This window comes from Pseudomonas sp. H3_A02, from assembly GCF_054671965.1.
Genome location: NZ_CP162807.1, coordinates 1,063,861 through 1,082,656 on the forward strand (window position 1 = coordinate 1,063,861; position 18,796 = coordinate 1,082,656).

The window sequence follows — 18,796 nt, forward strand, 5'->3', positions numbered from 1 at the left end:
CACCAATAATGTGCAGACAGGTACAGTTGCCTCAATATCGACCAGTACACCACCCTTTAACAGTTAACTGGTCTCTCACAATACAGGTGAACTGTATCTAGAGAGACTGGCCAAACGAGAGGATCATGGGCACCAGTCAAACCACTACCTAATCCCGCCACAAGCGGAAGGATGTCAACCATGGAACGTACACTCAGTTCCGAGCTGTTTTTCGAAGACAAAGCTGAAAAAAACCAGGCTTCCCTGCCTCTTCGCGTTATCGCCAACCTGATGTTGTGGCAGCGCCGCATCGCCAGCCGTCACCAACTGGCACGTCTGGATTCGCGCCTGCTGGCTGATGCCGGTATCAGCGAAGCACAACGCTACGAAGAGCTGAGCAAGCCGTTCTGGCGCTAACTCAGCGTCGCTGGCCCTGACCCACCGGGTCCACCGCCAGCACCGAATTGAACAAACAAGACCCGTCGCGGGTAACCGCGACGGGTCTTGTCGTTTCCGGGCCTGTTTTTTGGGAAACCGGAGAGAAATAACAGTTTCCTCACAGACAAAAAAATACCAGTACAGTTATTCTTGAGCCGTAACGGACAATGCGAGCCTCCGCAGCCAATGGCTCTCGCAAAGGCTGTCAGCCAACGCGTTCCTGTCCTAATATCGGAGCGAACGTGGCGAAGCGAGTCGAGCATGCGTCTCCTCTTCCAGCTACACGCACCGGCATCACCTCATCATTCAAGGAGTTTCATCATGATCCGTCTTCGCCTGCTCAGCGCGGTTGCCCTGCTGGCCGTAGCCGCCCACTCCAACGCCAGCAGCTTCATCGTCACCACCGACTCCCTCGTCGGAGCACTCAAGGCCACCTCCGACGTGACCTCCGATGCAACCTCATCCCTGCGGGACAACAAGATCGTTCAAGCCGCCCGTGATGACGCCGCCAGCTTCGTGGCCAGCGAAGGCGCCATCCGTGGTGTGAAACTGGAAAGTGCCCTGGATTACATCCGCCAGCAGGCACCACAGCTCAACGCCACCGATGCACAGCTGGCCCAGGCCATCCTGGTGATCTGAAGCAACATGAAACATCGGACGCCAAAGGGTGTTCCGATGTTTCAGCACTGGCTCTGGCCCGCAGGTTTGCGCTAGCCTTCAGGCTCGCCATCAACCGTCGAGTCCCATGCGTTTTTACTCAGATCTGTTCATCGCATCTTTCTTCGTCGTTTTTTGCTGGTCCGTGCCGGCCCATGCTTTCGATGTATCCACCCAGCAAGTGGTGGTCAGCGGCTATGCCACGAGCATGGTGACCTCCGCGCCCTTCGACCATAAACTGATCGTCGCCGCTCACGATGATGCTGCGGCCTTCATTGCCAGCGACGGGCAGTTGCGTGGTGCACAACTGGAATCGGCCCTGGATTACCTGCGCCGGACCCAGCCAAAACTTCATGCCAGCGACCTTGAACTGGCACAGGCAATTCTCGTCCAATAGTTATCCTTATTTTTCCGGAGTCGTTCCATGCGTAGCCCGCTGATTGCTGCCGCCCTAGGCCTGCTGGTGTTGGCCGATGTGGCCCAGGCACATACCCTGGTAGCCACCAGTAACATCATCGTTCGCGCCTCCCAGCGCACGATTGATTTCACTTCCGACACCACCACGTCCATCCGTGATTCGAAAATCGTCCGCGAAGCCCATGACGATGCGGCCAGTTTTGTCGCCAGCAATGGTGAAATTCGTGGCGCGCACCTCGAGGCTGCCTTCGACACCTTGCGCACCCGCGTGCCGGAAGCCCGCGACGCCAGTGACCAGGTTCTCGCCGAAGCCATCCTCGCATTGTGAGGCGGTTCGCCGCCTGGCTGGCGGCTGGGGTCTTGCTGCTCACGGGCAGCATGGCCCACGCCGGCCTGCAATTGCACCTCAACGCCGAAGGCCTGAGCCCGGCGCAACAGCAGGCCAGCCAGGCGCTGCTCGATGAAGCCATGCAGGCCCTGCCGCCGCGCTTCATCGAGCGGCTGGACCGACGCATCGATGTCGGCTGGACCGACCAGATGCCCGTCAACGCCTACGGCCAGGCCTCGCTGGTGTCGCAACTGGACCTCAATAGCAACCTGCTCGACAGCCTTGTCGACGGCAGCGCCGCGACGCAAAAGACCCATCGTCCCCACGGCACCGTACGCCGGGAAATGCTCGCCACGGTCCTGCACGAACTGACCCACATCTATGACCGCTCGCGTCTATGGCCAGATGTCGAACGCGCACTGATCCAGCGTTGCACCCGACGCAACAGCAGCGCCGGGTTGATCGGTCTTCCCGATGAATGCCGGGGCCAGAACGACCGCCGCTTCACCCTCAGCGATGATCCCCGCTTGCTGGACCTCGCCGGCTGGCCGCAATACGTCGGTCGTCGCGGAGAACGGGAACAGCACAACCGCCAGGTCGCCCGCAGCCCGGATCTCTATGAAACGAGCAGCCCCAAGGAGTTCGTCGCGGTCAATATGGAGTACTTTCTCCTGGACTCCAGCTATGCCTGCCGACGCCCCGCCCTGTATCGCTATTACCAGGAACACTTCGGTTGGGCACCCGCCGCCAAGGACACCTGCGCCCAATCGTTCGCCTTCCTCAACGCCGGCAACGACTTCGCCAAGACACCACTGGGCAAGGTCGATCCAGAACGGGTCTATGCCATTGATTACCTGCTGGCCGAAGCCAATCAGAACTGGGTGAGCCGCTGGGGTCACAGCATGCTCCGGCTGGTGATCTGCGCACCGGGCCGGCCACGTGGCCCGGACTGTCGACTGGATCTGGACCAACACCTGGTGCTGTCGTACCGCGCCTTCGTGGGCGATGTGCAGTTGTCGAGTTGGGACGGGCTGGTCGGTAAATACCCGTCGCGCCTGTTCGTATTGCCATTGGCCCAGGTGATCGATGAATACACCAAAACCGAACTGCGCAGCCTGGCATCGGTGCCACTGAACCTGTCGCGCACCGAGATCGAGGAAACGGTCGAGCACGCCGCCGAAATGCATTGGAGCTACGACGGCAACTATTACTTCCTGTCCAATAACTGCGCCGTGGAAAGCTTGAAGCTGCTGCGCAGCGGCAGCAATAACGAGCAGCTCAAAGGCCTGGACAGCATCATGCCCAACGGCCTGCTGGAGGTACTCAAGGGCCGGGGCCTGGCGGATACCAGTGTGCTGGACGATCCCAAGGAAGCCTTGCGGCTGGGCTACCGCTTCGACTCCTTCCGCGAGCGGTATCAGGCGATGTTCAACGTGCTGAAGAAGTATCTGCCGATCAAGCAACAGACGGTGGAAGACTGGCTGGCCCTGGACGCCGCCGAACGCCGCGTCTGGTTCGAGCAAGCCGACCTGCGCACCAGCGCGGCGTTGTTGCTGCTGGAACAGGCCAGTTATCGTCGGCAACTGTTGTTGGCGCAGGATGAGGTCAAACAGCGTTACCTCGGCGCCCGTGAGTTGCAGAACGGCGGTATGGAAAGGGCTAACGCGACACTGCAGCAGATCCTCGCCAACAGTGGTTTCCTGAGCCGTCCGGCCGAACTGTTGGGCAGCAGCGGCTACGGCTTGCCGCAACCCAGCGAGTGGCAACGCTTGGAGTCGGAAAGCAGTTTGCGGCAGAAACAACTGCAAACGCTGACAGGCGATCTGGACAAGGAAGTCCGGGCGTTGCTCGAGCCGAGCCGCGCGGCTGAAATTGCCGCGAGCGAGGCGAATGTGAAAGCGATCGGCGAACATTTGCGCAAGCTGCACAAGGCCGGAGGCGGATTGGAGTTGCCCTGACGAACAATGCCGCCGTTGTGGCGAGGGAGCTTGCTCCCGCTGGGTCACAAAGCGCCCCAAACAGGCTTCATGCAATTTTTCAGACAGGCCGCATTGGCTGGTTTACGACTGCTTCGCAGCCGAGCGGGAGCAAGCTCCCTCGCCACAAGAGCAGTCGTGACGTAATAGAAAAAAAGGGGTTCAGAACTTGGTTCTGAACCCCTTTTTCGTGGCTGCGAGTCGAATCAAAATCAGCCAAGACGCGCCTTGCGCACACCATCAGCCAGAGCGGCACACAAGCTCAACACGCCATCAATCGCCTGTTCCGACGTATCGGCACTGGCGATATGGTCGATCAGCGCCGAGCCCACCACCACACCATCGGCCAATCGTGCAATGGCGGCAGCCTGCTCTGGCGTGCGGATGCCAAAACCAATGCTGATGGGCAGATCGGTATGACGACGCAGGCGCGCTACAGCTTCTTCCACATGCTCCAGGGTCGCGGCACCAGCACCGGTCACACCCGCCACCGACACGTAGTACACAAAACCCGAACTGCCGTTAAGCACCGTCGGCAAACGCACATCGTCAGTGGTCGGCGTGGTCAGTCGGATGAAGTCCAGGCCAGCTGCCTGGGCCGGTTCACACAGTTCGCTGTTGTGCTCGGGCGGCATGTCCACAACGATCAGGCCATCCACGCCAGATTCCAGCGCCTCGCCAATGAAACGCTGCACGCCATAACGGTGGATCGGGTTGAAGTAGCCCATCAGCACCAGCGGTGTCTCAGTATTGTCTTTGCGGAACTCGCGAACCATCTGCAGGGTTTTCGCCAGGTTCTGCTGGGCGCCCAAGGCACGAATATTCGCCAACTGGATCGCCGGGCCGTCGGCCATCGGGTCGGTGAACGGCATGCCCAGCTCGATCACGTCGGCACCGGCCGCTGGCAGGCCCTTGAGGATTGCCAGCGAGGTGTCGTAGTCCGGGTCGCCAGCCGTGACAAAAGTCACCAGGGCGGCGCGGTTCTGTTCCTTGAGTTGGGCAAAACGGGTTTGCAGGCGGCTCATCAGTGTTTCTCCTGCTGGGACTGTTCCATGTGGTGCATCACGGTTTGCATGTCTTTGTCGCCACGGCCGGACAGGTTGACCACCATCAGGTGATCTTTCGGCAGGTTGGGTGCGCGTTTGAACACTTCCGCCAGGGCATGGGCGCTTTCCAGTGCAGGAATGATCCCTTCCAGGCGGCAGCATTTGTGAAAGGCTTCCAGCGCTTCGGCGTCGGTCACCGAGGTGTACTGGACACGACCAATGTCGTGCAACCAGGCATGTTCCGGGCCGATGCCGGGGTAGTCGAGCCCCGCGGAAATCGAGTGGGCGTCGATGATCTGGCCATCGTCATCCTGCAACAGGAAGGTGCGGTTGCCGTGCAGTACACCCGGGACGCCGCCGTTCAGGCTCGCCGCGTGCTTACCGGTCTCGATGCCATAACCGGCGGCTTCGACGCCGATGATTTCGACGCTCTTGTCGTCCAGGAACGGGTGGAACAGGCCCATGGCGTTGGAGCCACCGCCGATGCACGCCACCAGACTGTCCGGCAGACGACCTTCCTGGGCTTGCAGTTGATCGCGGGTTTCCTTGCCAATCACGGCCTGGAAGTCGCGCACCATAGCAGGGTACGGATGCGGGCCAGCCACGGTGCCGATCAGGTAGAACGTGCTGTCGACGTTGGTGACCCAGTCACGCAGGGCCTCGTTCATTGCGTCCTTCAGCGTGCCGGTGCCGGCGACCACCGGGATCACTTCAGCGCCCAGCAGCTTCATGCGGAACACGTTGGCCTGCTGGCGCTCGATGTCGGTGGTACCCATGTAGATCACGCAATCCAGACCGAAACGCGCGGCCACGGTGGCGGTGGCCACGCCGTGCATGCCGGCGCCGGTCTCGGCGATGATGCGTTTTTTGCCCATGCGCCGCGCCAGCAGGATCTGGCCGATGCAGTTGTTGATCTTGTGCGCGCCGGTGTGGTTCAGCTCTTCACGCTTGAGATAGATCTTGGCGCCACCGCAGTATTCGGTCAGGCGCTCGGCGAAGTAGAGCGGGCTCGGACGACCAACGTAGTCGCGCTGGAAGTAGGCCAATTCCTCGATGAATGCAGGGTCTTCTTTCGCCACTTCGTATTCACGGGCCAGATCGAGGATCAGTGGCATCAGTGTCTCGGCCACATAGCGGCCGCCGAATGCACCGAACAGGCCGTTGGCGTCGGGGCCGCTGCGCAGGTTGAAAGGGGTCGTAGGCTGGGTCATCGGGCGCTCCAGGCAAATGCGTTGAAAGACAATGAGGCTCACTCTACCCCTGACATCCCGCGCTGAAAACCGATAAGATCGCCACAACCTGTCAGGAAAACTCACATATTCCATGAGCCACGACCTGCCTCCCCTCAACGCCTTGCGCGCCTTCGAAGCCACCGCCCGCCTGAACAGCGTAAGCCAGGCGGCCGAACAGTTGCACGTCACTCACGGTGCCGTCAGTCGACAGTTGAAGGTGCTGGAAGAGCATTTGGGTGTCAGCCTGTTTGTCAAGGATGGACGCGGCTTGAAACTCACAGATGCCGGCATGCGTCTGCGCGATGCCAGCACTGACGCGTTCGAGCGGTTACGCAGCGTTTGCGCGGAGCTGACACAAAGTACGGCAAATGCCCCGTTTGTCCTGGGCTGCTCGGGAAGCCTGCTGGCGCGCTGGTTCATTCCCCGCCTGGGCAGACTCAACGCCGACTTGCCGGATTTGCGCCTGCATTTATCCGCCGGCGAAGGCGACTTGGACCCCAGGCGGCCGGGGCTGGACGCGTTGCTGGTATTCGCCGAGCCGCCCTGGCCGGCCGATATGCAGGTGTACGAACTGGTGAGCGAGCGGATCGGCCCGGTGATGAGCCCGCACTATGCCGGATTCACCCGCTTGCAGGGTGCACCGGCCAGCGCGCTGCTGGATGAACCGTTGCTGCACACCACGTCCCGCCCCCAGGCTTGGCCGACCTGGGCACGACAAAACGACCTTGAACCCCAGGCACTGAAGTTCGGGCAGGGATTCGAGCATTTGTATTATTTGCTGGAGGCCGCCGTAGCGGGGTTAGGCGTGGCGATCGCGCCCGAGCCACTGGTGACTGAGGACGTGCGCGCCGGTCGCCTGGTCGCGCCGTGGGGCTTTGATGAAACCACGGCGCGACTGGCGTTGTGGCTGCCCAAGCGCGCCGCAGACGGACGCGCTCGGCAACTGGCCCAGTGGCTCAGGCATGAGCTGAGCCAACCGACTCAGTCGCCGCGCTTGCACAGCAGGTAAGCAGCCAGCAGACCCAACGCACCGACCGCGACACCGGCCGTGGTCCATGGGTGTTCCTGAGCGTAGTCCCGTGTGGCGATCCCGGTTTCACGGGTTTTCACCTTGACCTCTTCATAGGCATCGCTGAGCAGATGGCGAGAATGTTTCAGCGCGTTCTCGGCATTGGCCTTGAGCGACTTGAGGGTCTTACGCGACTCGTCCGAAGCATCGTCCTTCAGGCTTTCCAACGACTTGAGCAGACTCTCGATCTCCGCTTCCATGCTTTGCAACGAGGCTTTACGTAACGAATTGCTGGCCATGGTGGCTCTCTCCTGCAGTGGTTGAGTGGCGTGTGTGAATTGGGACTCCAGTCGTTTCTGAAAGTGCAGTAAATCTGAACTTCAGCGCGCGAACGACGACACACGTAAGGCGAAAAATCGCTGCTAGGCTGTTAAACACAACCAAGGAGAATCCCCATGAGTGATCATCACACTTACAAAAAGGTCGAGCTGGTCGGCTCGTCTCCCTCCAGCATTGAAGACGCCATCAACAACGCCCTGGCCGAGGCCAGCAAAAGCCTCAAGCATCTGGAATGGTTCGAAGTCACGGAAACCCGCGGCCACATCGAAAATGGCCGGGCCGCGCACTTTCAGGTGACCATCAAAGTCGGGTTCCGGATCGCCAATAGCTGAGGTTCTTTTGAACTTGCACGCTGGCGGAGTGCCATAGGGAGTGGCGATGCGCTATGGTCTGCGCATTACGTTTTTCCAAAACCTGCCCTATTGATCCGACCAAGGAGTGCGAGCGATGAAAAAGTTGATGGTGGCCCTGGGTTTGCTGAGCCTTGCCGGTGGTGCGTTTGCGGCCGCTAAGCCCTGCGAAGAGCTGAAAAGCGAAATCGCAGCGAAGCTGGACGCCAAGGGCGTGTCAGGTTATTCGCTGGAAATCGTCGATAAAGGCGCAGCGGCTGAAGGACAACGAGTCGTCGGCACCTGTGAGGGCGGTACGAAAGAAATCGTCTATAAAAAGTGATTCTTTTCGAACATCAAAGCCGACGCACAGCGTCGGCTTTTTACTGGCCGCGATTCAACCTTTCATGACCTGCGCCAGCAACTCGTAGGAGTGCAAGCGATCGGCGTGCTCATACAGGTCACTGGTGAAAATCAGCTCATCGGCCTGGGTTTGCTCGATCAGCACTTGCAGCTTGGCGCGAATCTTCTGCGGACCGCCAACCATGGCCAGGCCCAGGAAATCGCCGACCGCCTCTTTCTCATGGGGCAACCAGAGACCGTTCATGGTTTCCACCGGCGGACGCTGCACCAGGCTCTGGCCACGCATCAGCGCCAGGATCCGCTGGTACACCGATGTCGCCAGGTAATCGGCCTGTTCATCGGTATCCGCCGCCACCAGCGGCACACCGAGCATCATATAAGGCTTGTCGAGCACCGCCGACGGTTTGAAGTGGTTGCGGTAGATGCGAATTGCCTCGTGCATGAAGCGCGGAGCGAAATGGGAGGCGAATGCGTAGGGCAAACCGCGTTCACCGGCCAATTGCGCACTGAACAGGCTCGAACCCAGCAGCCATACCGGCACGTTGGTCCCGGTGCCGGGCATGGCGATGATGCGTTGATCCGGGGTACGCGGGCCCAGGTAGCGCATCAGTTCGGCCACGTCTTCGGGGAAATCGTCCGCACTGCCGGAGCGCTCGCGACGCAGCGCCCGGGCGGTCATCTGGTCGGAACCTGGCGCACGACCCAGCCCCAAATCGATTCGACCGGGGTAGAGGCTCTCCAGCGTGCCGAACTGTTCGGCGATGATCAACGGCGCGTGATTGGGCAGCATGACGCCGCCGGAGCCGACGCGAATGGTCGAAGTACCTCCCGCCAGATAGCCCAGCAACACCGCCGTCGCCGAACTGGCAATACCGTCCATGTTGTGGTGTTCGGCCACCCAGAAGCGGGTGTAGCCGTATTTTTCCACGTGCTGCGCCAGATCCAAGGAGTTGCGCAGGGATTGGGCGGCATTGCCATCGGCGCGCACAGGCACCAGGTCGAGGGTTGAGAATTTCACGTCGGACAGCTGTTTCATGTGCCGGGATCTCCAACGGCGTTCCGGGCTTTTTCCTACGGGCAAAAGCCTGCCGTTTCTATAGGTGTGTTCCATGCAATGTGGGCATATACCCGAGTTTCAATAGCAGCAACGAATTTTCCTACTAAATCGGTCGGCTAATCGACAGGATGAACTTTATCGGGCGGTCTATCCTCACAACCCTGACAACGAAAAACACCAGGCGCGAACCTCGCGCCGGATATTGAGGAGGCAGACATGGCTATCATCAAGAAAGCATCGGCTCATTGGGAAGGTGACCTGAAAACCGGCATCGGCTCCATCTCCACGGAAACCGGTGTGTTGCGCGAAGCACCCTACGGCTTCAAGGCCCGATTCGAAGGCGGCAAGGGCACCAACCCGGAAGAATTGATCGGCGCGGCCCATGCCGGCTGCTTTTCCATGGCCTTTTCGATGATCCTCGGCGACGCCGGGTTCAAGGCCGACAGCATCGACACCAATGCTGAAGTGACCCTGGACCAGGTCGAGGGCGGTTTTGCGATCACCGCGGTCAAGCTGGTGCTCAAGGCGAAGATTCCCGGGGCCACCCAGGCGCAATTCGAGGAACTGAGCAACAAGGCCAAGGAAGGTTGCCCGGTTTCCAAAGTGCTGAATGCCAAGATCACCCTGGATGCGACGCTGGTGAGCTGACGCATGAAAGGATCGCAGCCTTTGCAGGCGCTGCCGAAGGCTGCGATTTTATTGAATGCGGTCGAGCTGTTTACCCTGGCGCAATTATGATCGAATGTAGCCCGCAGTTTCAGCGCACAGGCAGTGCGCGCTGCCATGAGGAATTCGAACATGAAACGATCAGCCCTGGTGGTCATCGGCTGCGCATTCGCTGCATCGGCCCTTGCAGCCCCCAAATCCTGTGAAGAGCTGAAAATGGAAATCGAAGCGAAGATCCAGGCCAATAACGTGTCGTCCTACACCCTGGAAATCGTCACGAATGACGAAGTCCACGACCAGAACATGGTGGTGGGCAGTTGCGAAAACGGCACGAAGAAGATCATCTACCAAAAGAACGATCGCTAGGGCGTCCTACGGAACGCAATTGACTTGTCGCTCCTCGGCCACGATTTGACGCTTGGCGTCATAGAGCCGGGCGCTCGGCGTGAATGCCAGGTTGCGAGCCTCCAGCCGATAGCGTTGGCCGGCCTCGAAATGGTCGTAACGCACGAGCATGTAGCACAGTCGCTCTTGCGGTTCGGCTTGCATACCCAACCCGCCACCGCTGAACACCTCGAAGTCGAAGCGTACTTTCAGTTCGTGGCTGCCCGGCGACACCTGAAAGAACCGCCCGTCGCGCAATCGCTGGCCGTCCAGGCTTTCAGCCATCAGTACTTTACCGCCAGGCATGGGGGTGGCGAAATCAATCCAAGCCATGTTCGGGTCGACCTGGGGCAGCGGGCTCGTTGCACAACCGCTCATGGAGACCAGGACCAGCAACAGCAGGGATAAACGCATGGTGAGTTTCCTGAGGATCAGGCGCTGAGCATAGCGCCAATCACGTTTGTTGGCAGCCCGCCGGTGTACCTTGCCCCACTACCTTGCGCTGCTGATCGTAAAGCTTGGCCCACGGCCGGAAACCAATGTTGCCGGCTTGCAGTTGGTAACGTTGTCCGGCGTTGAAATCCTTGAATTTCACGTTCAACCGGCAATCACGCCACAGTGGCTCGGCATCCGGACCGATGTTGCCGGGTTCGACGGCAAACTGGTAGCGCACCGTCAGCTCATGGCTGCCGGGTTGCACTTCGAAATAACGCCGGTCAATGGACATCTTGTCATCGACTTCCAGCGCTTGTAGCGCGGTGTCCTGCTGGTTTCCCAGGTCGATCCACGCTTGAGAGGGATCGGGGTCAGGCAAGCCGGCACAACCGGTGAGCAACAACAGGCCACTCGTCAGCATCAACACGCGCATAGCGAAGCTCCAGGCAAGCGAGATAGTCTTGTGGGCAGACTTCCCAGGGTGATTCCAATTGATCAGGCCGCGTTCAAGCCATCGGTTACTCGACCGTGTTTTCCAGATTTTGTTTCCAGGCCTCCTGCTTTTGTTACTGAACGGTTGCACCAGCGACGGTTATTACAGCCAGCTCGTCGGCGGGCAACTGCGGTTGTTGCAGGCCCGAGAGCCTATCGACCAGGTCATTGCCGACCCCGCTCGCGATCCCCAACTGAAGGCGCACTTGGCCCAGGCGCGCGAGGCGCGGGCGTTCGCCAGTGATCACCTGCATTTACCGGACAATCAAAGCTATCGCCTGTACGCGGACATTGGCCGGCCGTTCGTAGTCTGGAATGTCTTTGCCACGCCAGAGTTTTCCCTGACGCCGCACAATCATTGTTTTCCCATTGCCGGTTGCGTGGCTTATCGCGGTTATTACAGCCAGGGCGCCGCCCGTGGCGAGGCCGCGTTGCAGCGCTTGCAGGGCATGGACGTGGCGATTGGCGGTGTAGAGGCCTATTCGACGCTGGGCTGGTTCAACGATCCGATCCTGAGCTCGATGATGCATTGGGGCGATGAACGCCTGGCGACGCTGATCTTTCATGAACTGGCGCACCAACGGTTTTATGTAAAGGACGACACCGAATTCAACGAGTCCTTCGCCACCTTCGTCGAACAGGAAGGCACCCGGCAATGGCGCGCCAGCCGTGGGCTGGGGCCGGATAACAGCAAACGGGGGCGCCAGCGCGACCAATTCATTCAACTGATCCTCGACACCCGTCAGCGCCTGGAACAGCTCTATACCCAACCCCTGCCGACCGAACAGATGCGCCAACGCAAGGCAGCAGAATTCGAGCGCCTGCGTGCCGACTATGTGCGAATGCGCGACACCCAGTGGGCAGGCGACAAATACTACGATTCCTGGGTCTACGCGCCACTGAACAATGCGCGATTATTACCGTTCGGGCTGTATAGCCAGTGGGTGCCGGCGTTTGCGACGTTGTTCAAGCGCGAGGGCGGTGATTGGGTTGGGTTTTATGCAGCGGTGGAAAAGCTGGGCAAATTACCGGTCGGCGAGCGCAAGGCGGCCTTGAAGGCATTGGCGGAGCCGAAGAATTCTGCTGACTAAGCCGACGTCATCGCGAGCAAGCTCGCTCCCACATTGGGCATCTCCAAATCCTGTGGCGAGGGAGCTTGCTCCCGCTCGGCTGCGCAGCAGTCGGCGCTTTTTTAGGGCCGCTTCGCGACCCAGCGGGAGCAAGCTCCCTCGCCACAGGTGATGTCCGCCATTAGATCAGTGCCGTCTCGCCAAACCACTTCAGCAACCCCACACAAAAAAGGGCATACCGATTCATCGATATGCCCTTTTGATTGCCGCTTTCTTCCCCCTGGCCGAGGTACTCGTAGCAATTATGGGTTAACGCTGTCTTTCAAGAACTTGCCTGGTTTGAAGGCAACGGTGTTGCTGGCCTTGATCTTCACCGGCTCACCGGTCTGTGGGTTCTTGCCCGTGCGGGCGCCGCGGTGGCGTTGCAGGAAAGTGCCGAAGCCCACCAGGGTAACGCTGTCCTTGCGGTGCAGGGCGCCGGTGATTTCTTCGAGGACGGCGTTGAGGACGCGGTTGGCTTGTTCTTTGGTGAGGTCTGCTTTTTCCGCGATAGCGGCGGCGAGTTCTGGTTTACGCATGAATGAAGCCCCTTTGACGGTTTTTTTGTTGTTATGTCCGTGCTGTCCTCTTTGGAACAGCCCCTAAGGCGCCGCAGGCTCTACTCTGCGGCAGACGGAAGTGAGGATGGCACGGTGCCGAAAACCGCGCCAGTGGCCGGGCGACCTTTGTGGGACCAAAAGTAGGGTTTTTGCGACAGAACGACCAGTATTTACGCCAGCAGGGCTGGAAGCTCCTTGTTCAGCGCCAGTTTTTCCATCACCGCCGTGCCTGTCAGGGCGTAGCCCAACAGGTTGCCTTGAGCATCGCGGCACAGCGCCTTGATGTCCGCGCCCTGCCCTTCGACGCTCCACACACCCTCGCTGCCTCGCGGTGGCGGCGACACCACCAGGGGGCACACCGGGGTTTTTACGGTAATCGGCATGGGGCCGTAGCTGACGGCTGTCGGGTTGCCGGCCAGGGTTTGAGCCAGGGCACGAGCGCAGCTCATCAGCGGCATGACATAGAGCAGGTTCAAGCCGTCGACCTCCGCGCAGTCGCCCAGGGCGTAGATGTTGGCGTGGGAGGTCTTCAGGTGACGGTCGACCACGACGCCGCGGTTGACCACCAGACCGGCGGCGGCTGCCAGGTCGATGCGCGGACGCAGGCCGATGGCCGAGACCACCAGGTCGCAAGCGATCACCTGGCCATCGGACAGGTGCGCCTCCAGCCCGTCGGCGACCTTCTGCAAGCGGTTGAGCACGGGGCCCAGGTGGAAGCGCGCACCGAGGCTTTCCAGCCCGGCCTGGACCGCTGCCGCAGCGGCCGGGTGCAACAGCGTCGGCATGACTTGCTCGCACGGCGCCACCAGTTGCACTTCGTAGCCGCCCAGGCTCAGGTCATTGGCGAACTCGCAGCCAATCAGGCCGGCGCCCAGCAGCAACACCCGGTGCTTGCCAGCCGCCGCGGCCCTGAAGCGTGCGTAGTCTTCCAGGTCGTTGATGGGAAAGATCAGGTCCGCCGCATCGCCCTGTACCGGCACACGCACGGTTTCGGCGCCCCAGGCCAGGACCAGGTCGCGGTAGCTCACCGCCTCTTCGCCGATCCACAGCCGTTTGTGGCCCGGATCGATGCCGCTGATGCGGGTGTGGGTGCGCACTTCGGCCTTGAGTTGCTCGGCCATGGTCCCCGGCTCGGCCATGCTCAGGCCGTCGGCGTCTTTGTTCTTGCCAAAGCCGGTGGAGAGCATCGGCTTGGAATACGAGCGACCGTCGTCCGCGGTGATCAGCAGCAACGGGGTTTCGCTGTCGAGCTTGCGAAACTCCCGGGCCAGGTTATAACCGGCCAGCCCAGTACCGACGATGACGACAGGTGCGCTCATGTTGCTCTCCATTTGATGAAACGATCAGTTGATTTCGATCATTTCGAAATCCATTTTGCCAACACCACAGTCCGGGCACAGCCAATCTGCCGGTACGTCTTCCCAGCGAGTACCGGGTGCGATGCCATCATCCGGCCAACCGTCAGCTTCGTTGTAGATCAGGCCGCAGACGATACATTGCCACTTCTTCATTCCAATACTTCCTCGTGATATCAGGCCTTGGCCGGTATTTTCCGGCTCAGGGCCGTTTTGTACTGATCGGCTGCAACAGATGCAAGCACGATCAGCAAGGCAGCCGGCCGGGCCAATCAAAACCAGTGACCGGCATGGTAAGCTCGCGACCTCCTTTGCTGCCATTCAAGACCTCTGTGCCGCATACAAATTCGATATTTCCTACACTCCAATGGCTGCCCCAGCACCTGCTGTCGCCCCGCCCCGATGCGGCTGTACTCGACTGGCTGTTCGACGAAGGCTCCCTGACCCGGCGTCTCACGCGCCTGTCGGACGGGCATTTCAGCGTGACGCCATTGTTCGAAGGTTGGCAGCCCTTGCGCGCCGACGAATGTGCCGCCCTGGACCTGGCCGAGGGCAGCGAGGGCTGGGTACGCGAGGTGTATCTGCGCGGCCGCGACCAGCCTTGGGTGTTCGCCCGCAGCGTGGCGGCGCGCAGCGCCTTGCAGGGTGACGGCTTGCAGATGGACGAGCTGGGCAGCCGCTCCCTGGGCGAATTGCTGTTTTGCGACCAGGCTTTCCAGCGCCGGGCCATCGAGGTTTGCCATTACCCCGAGGCCGGGTTGCCGGAAGACGTCCGCGCCAGCGGGCTATGGGGTCGCCGTTCACGTTTCGATCGCGGTGCGTTGAGCGTGCTGGTGGCGGAAATCTTCCTGCCCCGCTTGTGGACCGTCGCCCGCGCCTATTCGGAGAATTTTTGATGTACGTGCAACTGCTCAAATCCTTGAATCGCCTGAATCCACGGGCGTGGGACTTCGTGCAATTGACCCGCATGGACAAGCCCATCGGCATTTACCTGCTGCTGTGGCCGACGTTGTGGGCGTTGTGGATTGCCGGTGAAGGCTCGCCGTCCGTCGCCAACGTGGTGATTTTCGTCCTCGGCGTGGTGCTGACCCGCGCCGGCGGCTGTGTAATCAATGACTGGGCCGACCGCAAGGTGGACGGCCACGTCAAACGCACCGAACAGCGCCCACTGGTGAGCGGCAAGATCAGTTCGAAAGAAGCGCTGGTGTTCTTCGCCGTGCTGATGAGCGTGAGCTTCTTGCTGGTGCTGTGCACCAACGCCCCGACCATCCTGTTGTCCCTCGGTGGTCTGGCGCTGGCGTTCAGCTACCCGTTCATGAAGCGCTATACCTATTACCCGCAAGTGGTATTGGGCGCGGCGTTCTCCTGGGGCATGCCGATGGCGTTCACCGCCGAAACCGGTCATCTGCCGGCGGCCGCGTGGCTGCTGTACATCGCCAACCTGCTGTGGACGGTGGGCTACGACACCTATTACGCGATGACCGACCGGGACGATGACCTACGTATCGGCGTGAAATCCACGGCGATCCTGTTTGGCGATGCCGACCGGACGATCATCCTGACGCTGCAAGGCTTGGCCTTGGGCTGCCTGCTGTTGGCCGGGTCGAAGTTCCAGCTGGGCGGCTGGTTCCACCTGGGGCTGGTGGCCGCTGCCGCGTGCTTCGCCTGGGAGTTCTGGTACACCCGTGGCAGGGACCGGATGCGCTGCTTCCAGGCATTCCTGCACAACCACTGGGCTGGCTTGGCGATTTTCGTGGGGATTGTGCTGGATTACGCGTTGCGCTGAGGCCACCGGTCTCCAAGCCGTTAACTTGTGGCGAGGGGATTTATCCCCGTTTGCTGTGGGAGCAAAGCTTGCTCGCGAACCAGGCGCCTCGATTTCTGAAAGACCGCAGCGCCTTCATCGCGGGCAAGCCTTGCTCCCACATCAATCCCCTCGCCACAAATGATCTGCGTTCACCTTGGTGAAGTCTGTCAATTCTACTTGGCGACGTGCCAGACGCCTCCTTTGCCGTCACCATTCTTATCGCCCGCCTTCTTGTCTTCAATGTAGGTATACAGCGGTTTGCCCTTGTAGGCCCACTGCTGCTTCGCATCGTCTTTACGTTCGATCACGGTCCAGTCGCCCGTAGGCTTGGCTGCGCCTTCAACCTTGAGCGGTGGCCAGTTCTTCGCGCATTGGTCATAACACTTCGACTCGGTGGCATTGTCCTTGTCAAACGTATACAACGTCATGCCTTTGTGATCGGTCCACACGCCGCCTTCTTTCATCGCCGGTTCAGCCGCGAACGCCAATGCCGGCAGCGCCAGGGCAGCCGTTACCGCCAGTGCCTGGATGGATTGGGTGAAGTAATTCATGGAAACCTTCTTTTGTGGTTGTCAGGATTCGGACTGAAAAGCGTAGCCCAGGATCCCCTTCGCTGCCGGATTACGAAATATCTGTCACACGACTGCAATAATTCCGTTATCTAATGCGGCGCAAGACAGTTAAATGACAAGAGGATTACCCCATGGTTGGCAGGAGCATTCTGATCGTCGACGACGAGGCGCCCATCCGCGAGATGATCGCCGTTGCGTTGGAGATGGCCGGCTATGACTGCATGGAAGCAGAAAACTCTCAACAGGCCCATGCCATCATCGTCGACCGCAAGCCCGACCTGATTCTGCTGGACTGGATGCTGCCCGGCACGTCAGGCATCGAATTGGCGCGACGCCTAAAGCGCGACGAGCTGACCGGTGATATCCCGATCATCATGCTCACCGCCAAGGGCGAAGAGGACAACAAGATCCAGGGCCTGGAAGTCGGCGCCGACGACTACATCACCAAGCCATTCTCCCCACGGGAACTGGTGGCGCGCCTGAAGGCCGTGCTGCGACGCGCCGGGCCGACCGATGGCGAAGCGCCGATTGAAGTCGGTGGCCTGCTGCTCGACCCGATCAGCCACCGCGTGACCATCGACGGCAAGCCCGCCGAGATGGGCCCGACCGAATACCGCCTGCTGCAATTCTTCATGACCCACCAGGAACGTGCCTACACCCGCGGACAACTGCTGGACCAGGTCTGGGGCGGCAATGTCTACGTCGAAGAGCGCACGGTGGATGTGCACATCCGGCGCCTGCGCAAGGCCCTCGGCGATGCTTATGAAAATCTGGTACAAACCGTGCGCGGCACCGGTTATCGTTTTTCGACCAAGGCCTGATCCGAGCCCTTACCGCCCGACAAGCTGACAAGGACGCGCGTCACGTGAATCAAAACTGGCATGGCACCCTGATTCGCCACATGTTGTTGCTGGTGACCGGTTGTTTGCTGATCGGCCTGATCAGCGGTTATTACGGCTGGAGCCTGGCGGCGGGGCTGGGGCTTTACCTGGCCTGGACACTCAAGCAACTGCTGCGCCTGCATGAATGGCTGCGCCTGCACCAACCCGACGAAGCCCCGCCCGACGGCTATGGCCTGTGGGGTGAGGTGTTCGACAGCATCTACCACCTGCAACGGCGCGACCAGCGCGTTCGCGGACGCCTGCAGGCGGTGATCGACCGGGTCCAGGAATCCACCGCCGCGCTGAAAGACGCGGTGATCATGCTCGACAGCGACGGCAACCTGGAGTGGTGGAACCGCGCCGCCGAGACCCTGCTGGGCCTCAAGACGCCCCAGGACAGCGGCCAGCCGGTGACCAACCTGGTGCGTCATCCGCGCTTCAAGGAATATTTCGAGCAAGCCAATTATGCCGAGCCGCTGGAGATTCCTTCGCCCACCAATGATCGGCTGCGCATCCAGTTGTACATCACCCGCTACGGCAACAACGAGCACTTGATGCTGGTGCGCGATGTCACGCGTATCCATCAACTGGAACAGATGCGCAAGGATTTCATCGCCAACGTTTCCCACGAACTGCGCACGCCGTTGACGGTGATCTGCGGTTACCTGGAAACCTTGCTCGACAACGTCGAGGAGGTGAACCCGCGCTGGAGCCGGGCCTTGCAACAGATGCACCAGCAAAGCGGGCGCATGCAGACCCTGCTCAACGACTTGTTGCTGCTGGCGAAGCTGGAAGCCACCGACTACCCGTCGGACAACCAACCGGTGCACATCGAGGACCTGCTGCAGACCATTGCCGAAGATGCCCAGGAACTGTCCGGCTCCAAGCAGCAGACCATCACCCTGGAAGCCGACCCGGCCGTGCAGCTCAAAGGCAGCGAGGCGGAACTGCGCAGTGCGTTTTCCAACCTGGTGTTCAACGCGGTCAAGTACACGCCGGAGCAAGGTCGGATCCATGTGCGCTGGTGGGGCGATGAACAAGGCGCGCACCTGAGCGTGCGCGATTCAGGCATCGGTATCGACAGCAAGCACCTGCCGCGCCTGACCGAACGCTTCTACCGCGTCGACTCCAGCCGCAACTCCAACACCGGGGGCACCGGGCTGGGTCTGGCCATCGTTAAACACGTCCTGCTGCGCCATCGTGCCCGCATGGAAATCAGCAGCGTACCCGGCCATGGCAGCACCTTTACCTGCCATTTCGCCCCGGCCCAGGTGGTTCGAGCACGCCTCGCCCGCCCCGCTGATTGAGCACACCCCCTAGGCAATCGCCGAGTCAGCCGCTACATTGACTGACTTGCGCCTGCCT

At 60.5% G+C, this 18,796-nt stretch carries 25 protein-coding genes; 15 read left to right on the forward strand and 10 right to left on the reverse strand.

Going from position 1 to position 18,796, the window contains the following annotated elements:
- The first annotated feature begins 180 nt into the window (after positions 1-180).
- The 5 genes from AB4N80_RS04455 (at position 181) to AB4N80_RS04475 (ending at position 3,777) form a co-directional block, all read left to right on the forward strand.
- Positions 181-396: a DUF1127 domain-containing protein gene (locus AB4N80_RS04455; protein ID WP_003187014.1), complete on the forward strand. Its 216-nt coding sequence runs from the start codon at positions 181-183 to the stop codon at positions 394-396.
- A 342-nt stretch (positions 397-738) separates the two neighbouring features.
- On the forward strand, positions 739-1,056 hold the full coding sequence (locus AB4N80_RS04460; protein WP_053127081.1) for a DUF2388 domain-containing protein: 318 nt from the start codon (positions 739-741) through the stop codon (positions 1,054-1,056).
- A 106-nt stretch (positions 1,057-1,162) separates the two neighbouring features.
- Positions 1,163-1,471, forward strand: coding sequence for a DUF2388 domain-containing protein (locus tag AB4N80_RS04465; RefSeq protein ID WP_207967104.1), 309 nt, complete (start codon positions 1,163-1,165; stop codon positions 1,469-1,471).
- 27 nt (positions 1,472-1,498) lie between these two features.
- Complete coding sequence (locus tag AB4N80_RS04470) at positions 1,499-1,819, forward strand: DUF2388 domain-containing protein (protein WP_003187020.1); 321 nt, start codon at positions 1,499-1,501, stop codon at positions 1,817-1,819.
- The gene (locus AB4N80_RS04475; RefSeq protein WP_122567806.1) at positions 1,816-3,777 is read left to right on the forward strand and encodes a DUF7844 domain-containing protein; all 1,962 of its coding nucleotides are present in this window, start codon (positions 1,816-1,818) and stop codon (positions 3,775-3,777) included. Before AB4N80_RS04470 ends, AB4N80_RS04475 begins: the two co-directional genes overlap by 4 nt.
- 230 nt (positions 3,778-4,007) lie before the next feature.
- Here AB4N80_RS04475 and trpA read toward each other — a convergent pair whose 3' ends face one another.
- Together trpA and trpB are read right to left on the reverse strand one after the other, a co-directional pair.
- Positions 4,008-4,820, reverse strand: a complete 813-nt coding sequence (gene trpA / locus AB4N80_RS04480; RefSeq protein ID WP_122567805.1) for a tryptophan synthase subunit alpha — start codon at positions 4,818-4,820, stop codon at positions 4,008-4,010.
- The gene (trpB, locus tag AB4N80_RS04485) at positions 4,820-6,052 is read right to left on the reverse strand and encodes a tryptophan synthase subunit beta (protein WP_053127073.1); all 1,233 of its coding nucleotides are present in this window, start codon (positions 6,050-6,052) and stop codon (positions 4,820-4,822) included. Before trpB ends, trpA begins: the two co-directional genes overlap by 1 nt.
- A gap of 112 nt (positions 6,053-6,164) precedes the next feature.
- On the opposite strand from trpB, the gene AB4N80_RS04490 reads away from it, so the two are divergent.
- Positions 6,165-7,082, forward strand: a complete 918-nt coding sequence (locus AB4N80_RS04490; protein WP_122567804.1) for a LysR family transcriptional regulator — start codon at positions 6,165-6,167, stop codon at positions 7,080-7,082.
- Here AB4N80_RS04490 and AB4N80_RS04495 read toward each other — a convergent pair.
- The gene (locus AB4N80_RS04495; RefSeq protein WP_003196426.1) at positions 7,055-7,381 is read right to left on the reverse strand and encodes an ElaB/YgaM/YqjD family protein; all 327 of its coding nucleotides are present in this window, start codon (positions 7,379-7,381) and stop codon (positions 7,055-7,057) included. The genes AB4N80_RS04490 and AB4N80_RS04495 overlap by 28 nt on opposite strands.
- Before the next feature lie 156 nt (positions 7,382-7,537).
- Here AB4N80_RS04495 and AB4N80_RS04500 point away from each other — a divergent pair, with 156 nt between their 5' ends.
- Both AB4N80_RS04500 and AB4N80_RS04505 read left to right on the forward strand, forming a co-directional pair.
- Entirely contained in the window at positions 7,538-7,753 is a 216-nt protein-coding gene (locus AB4N80_RS04500) for a dodecin (RefSeq protein ID WP_305469064.1), read from the forward strand.
- Positions 7,754-7,868: 115 nt separating this feature from the next.
- Positions 7,869-8,093 carry a DUF1161 domain-containing protein gene (locus AB4N80_RS04505; RefSeq protein WP_305482140.1) on the forward strand — a complete coding sequence of 75 codons (225 nt, stop codon included), beginning with the start codon at positions 7,869-7,871 and terminating at the stop codon, positions 8,091-8,093.
- A gap of 54 nt (positions 8,094-8,147) precedes the next feature.
- Here the strand turns inward: AB4N80_RS04505 and AB4N80_RS04510 are convergent, their stop codons facing one another.
- Positions 8,148-9,149 carry an LLM class flavin-dependent oxidoreductase gene (locus tag AB4N80_RS04510; RefSeq protein WP_460080860.1) on the reverse strand — a complete coding sequence of 334 codons (1,002 nt, stop codon included), beginning with the start codon at positions 9,147-9,149 and terminating at the stop codon, positions 8,148-8,150.
- A gap of 237 nt (positions 9,150-9,386) precedes the next feature.
- Here AB4N80_RS04510 and AB4N80_RS04515 point away from each other — a divergent pair, with 237 nt between their 5' ends.
- Together AB4N80_RS04515 and AB4N80_RS04520 are read left to right on the forward strand one after the other, a co-directional pair.
- Positions 9,387-9,818 (forward strand): OsmC family protein, encoded by a 432-nt coding sequence (locus AB4N80_RS04515; protein ID WP_122567801.1) that lies wholly within the window; start codon positions 9,387-9,389, stop codon positions 9,816-9,818.
- A 150-nt stretch (positions 9,819-9,968) separates the two neighbouring features.
- Positions 9,969-10,202, forward strand: coding sequence for a DUF1161 domain-containing protein (locus AB4N80_RS04520; protein ID WP_122567800.1), 234 nt, complete (start codon positions 9,969-9,971; stop codon positions 10,200-10,202).
- Positions 10,203-10,208: 6 nt separating this feature from the next.
- Here the strand turns inward: AB4N80_RS04520 and AB4N80_RS04525 are convergent, their stop codons facing one another.
- Together AB4N80_RS04525 and AB4N80_RS04530 are read right to left on the reverse strand one after the other, a co-directional pair.
- On the reverse strand, positions 10,209-10,634 hold the full coding sequence (locus AB4N80_RS04525; RefSeq protein ID WP_122567799.1) for a PA0061/PA0062 family lipoprotein: 426 nt from the start codon (positions 10,632-10,634) through the stop codon (positions 10,209-10,211).
- A gap of 40 nt (positions 10,635-10,674) precedes the next feature.
- Positions 10,675-11,088, reverse strand: coding sequence for a PA0061/PA0062 family lipoprotein (locus AB4N80_RS04530; RefSeq protein ID WP_122567798.1), 414 nt, complete (start codon positions 11,086-11,088; stop codon positions 10,675-10,677).
- Between the two features lie 58 nt (positions 11,089-11,146).
- Between AB4N80_RS04530 and AB4N80_RS04535 the strand changes: the two genes are divergently transcribed.
- Entirely contained in the window at positions 11,147-12,238 is a 1,092-nt protein-coding gene (locus tag AB4N80_RS04535; RefSeq protein ID WP_460080864.1) for an aminopeptidase, read from the forward strand.
- Positions 12,239-12,519: 281 nt separating this feature from the next.
- On the opposite strand, the gene AB4N80_RS04540 is transcribed toward AB4N80_RS04535, so the two are convergent.
- The 3 genes from AB4N80_RS04540 to AB4N80_RS04550 all read right to left on the reverse strand — a co-directional run bounded on the left by AB4N80_RS04540 (position 12,520) and on the right by AB4N80_RS04550 (position 14,327).
- Entirely contained in the window at positions 12,520-12,795 is a 276-nt protein-coding gene (locus AB4N80_RS04540; protein ID WP_003177201.1) for an HU family DNA-binding protein, read from the reverse strand.
- Positions 12,796-12,986: 191 nt separating this feature from the next.
- Complete coding sequence (locus AB4N80_RS04545; protein ID WP_354335930.1) at positions 12,987-14,135, reverse strand: NAD(P)/FAD-dependent oxidoreductase; 1,149 nt, start codon at positions 14,133-14,135, stop codon at positions 12,987-12,989.
- Between the two features lie 24 nt (positions 14,136-14,159).
- Positions 14,160-14,327 carry a rubredoxin gene (locus tag AB4N80_RS04550; protein ID WP_003177199.1) on the reverse strand — a complete coding sequence of 56 codons (168 nt, stop codon included), beginning with the start codon at positions 14,325-14,327 and terminating at the stop codon, positions 14,160-14,162.
- 176 nt (positions 14,328-14,503) lie between these two features.
- On the opposite strand from AB4N80_RS04550, the gene AB4N80_RS04555 reads away from it, so the two are divergent.
- The gene (locus tag AB4N80_RS04555) at positions 14,504-15,067 is read left to right on the forward strand and encodes a chorismate--pyruvate lyase family protein (RefSeq protein ID WP_163006814.1); all 564 of its coding nucleotides are present in this window, start codon (positions 14,504-14,506) and stop codon (positions 15,065-15,067) included.
- Positions 15,067-15,957 carry a 4-hydroxybenzoate octaprenyltransferase gene (gene ubiA / locus AB4N80_RS04560; protein ID WP_122567794.1) on the forward strand — a complete coding sequence of 297 codons (891 nt, stop codon included), beginning with the start codon at positions 15,067-15,069 and terminating at the stop codon, positions 15,955-15,957. Before AB4N80_RS04555 ends, ubiA begins: the two co-directional genes overlap by 1 nt.
- A 194-nt stretch (positions 15,958-16,151) precedes the next feature.
- On the opposite strand, the gene AB4N80_RS04565 is transcribed toward ubiA, so the two are convergent.
- A complete protein-coding gene (locus tag AB4N80_RS04565; protein WP_354335932.1) occupies positions 16,152-16,529 on the reverse strand; it encodes a COG4315 family predicted lipoprotein in 378 nt (125 codons plus the stop codon).
- Positions 16,530-16,681: 152 nt separating this feature from the next.
- On the opposite strand from AB4N80_RS04565, the gene phoB reads away from it, so the two are divergent.
- Both phoB and phoR read left to right on the forward strand, forming a co-directional pair.
- Positions 16,682-17,371 carry a phosphate regulon transcriptional regulator PhoB gene (gene phoB, locus AB4N80_RS04570; RefSeq protein WP_003177195.1) on the forward strand — a complete coding sequence of 230 codons (690 nt, stop codon included), beginning with the start codon at positions 16,682-16,684 and terminating at the stop codon, positions 17,369-17,371.
- Between the two features lie 80 nt (positions 17,372-17,451).
- Positions 17,452-18,738, forward strand: a complete 1,287-nt coding sequence (phoR, locus tag AB4N80_RS04575; protein ID WP_240998500.1) for a phosphate regulon sensor histidine kinase PhoR — start codon at positions 17,452-17,454, stop codon at positions 18,736-18,738.
- Positions 18,739-18,796: the final 58 nt, after the last annotated feature.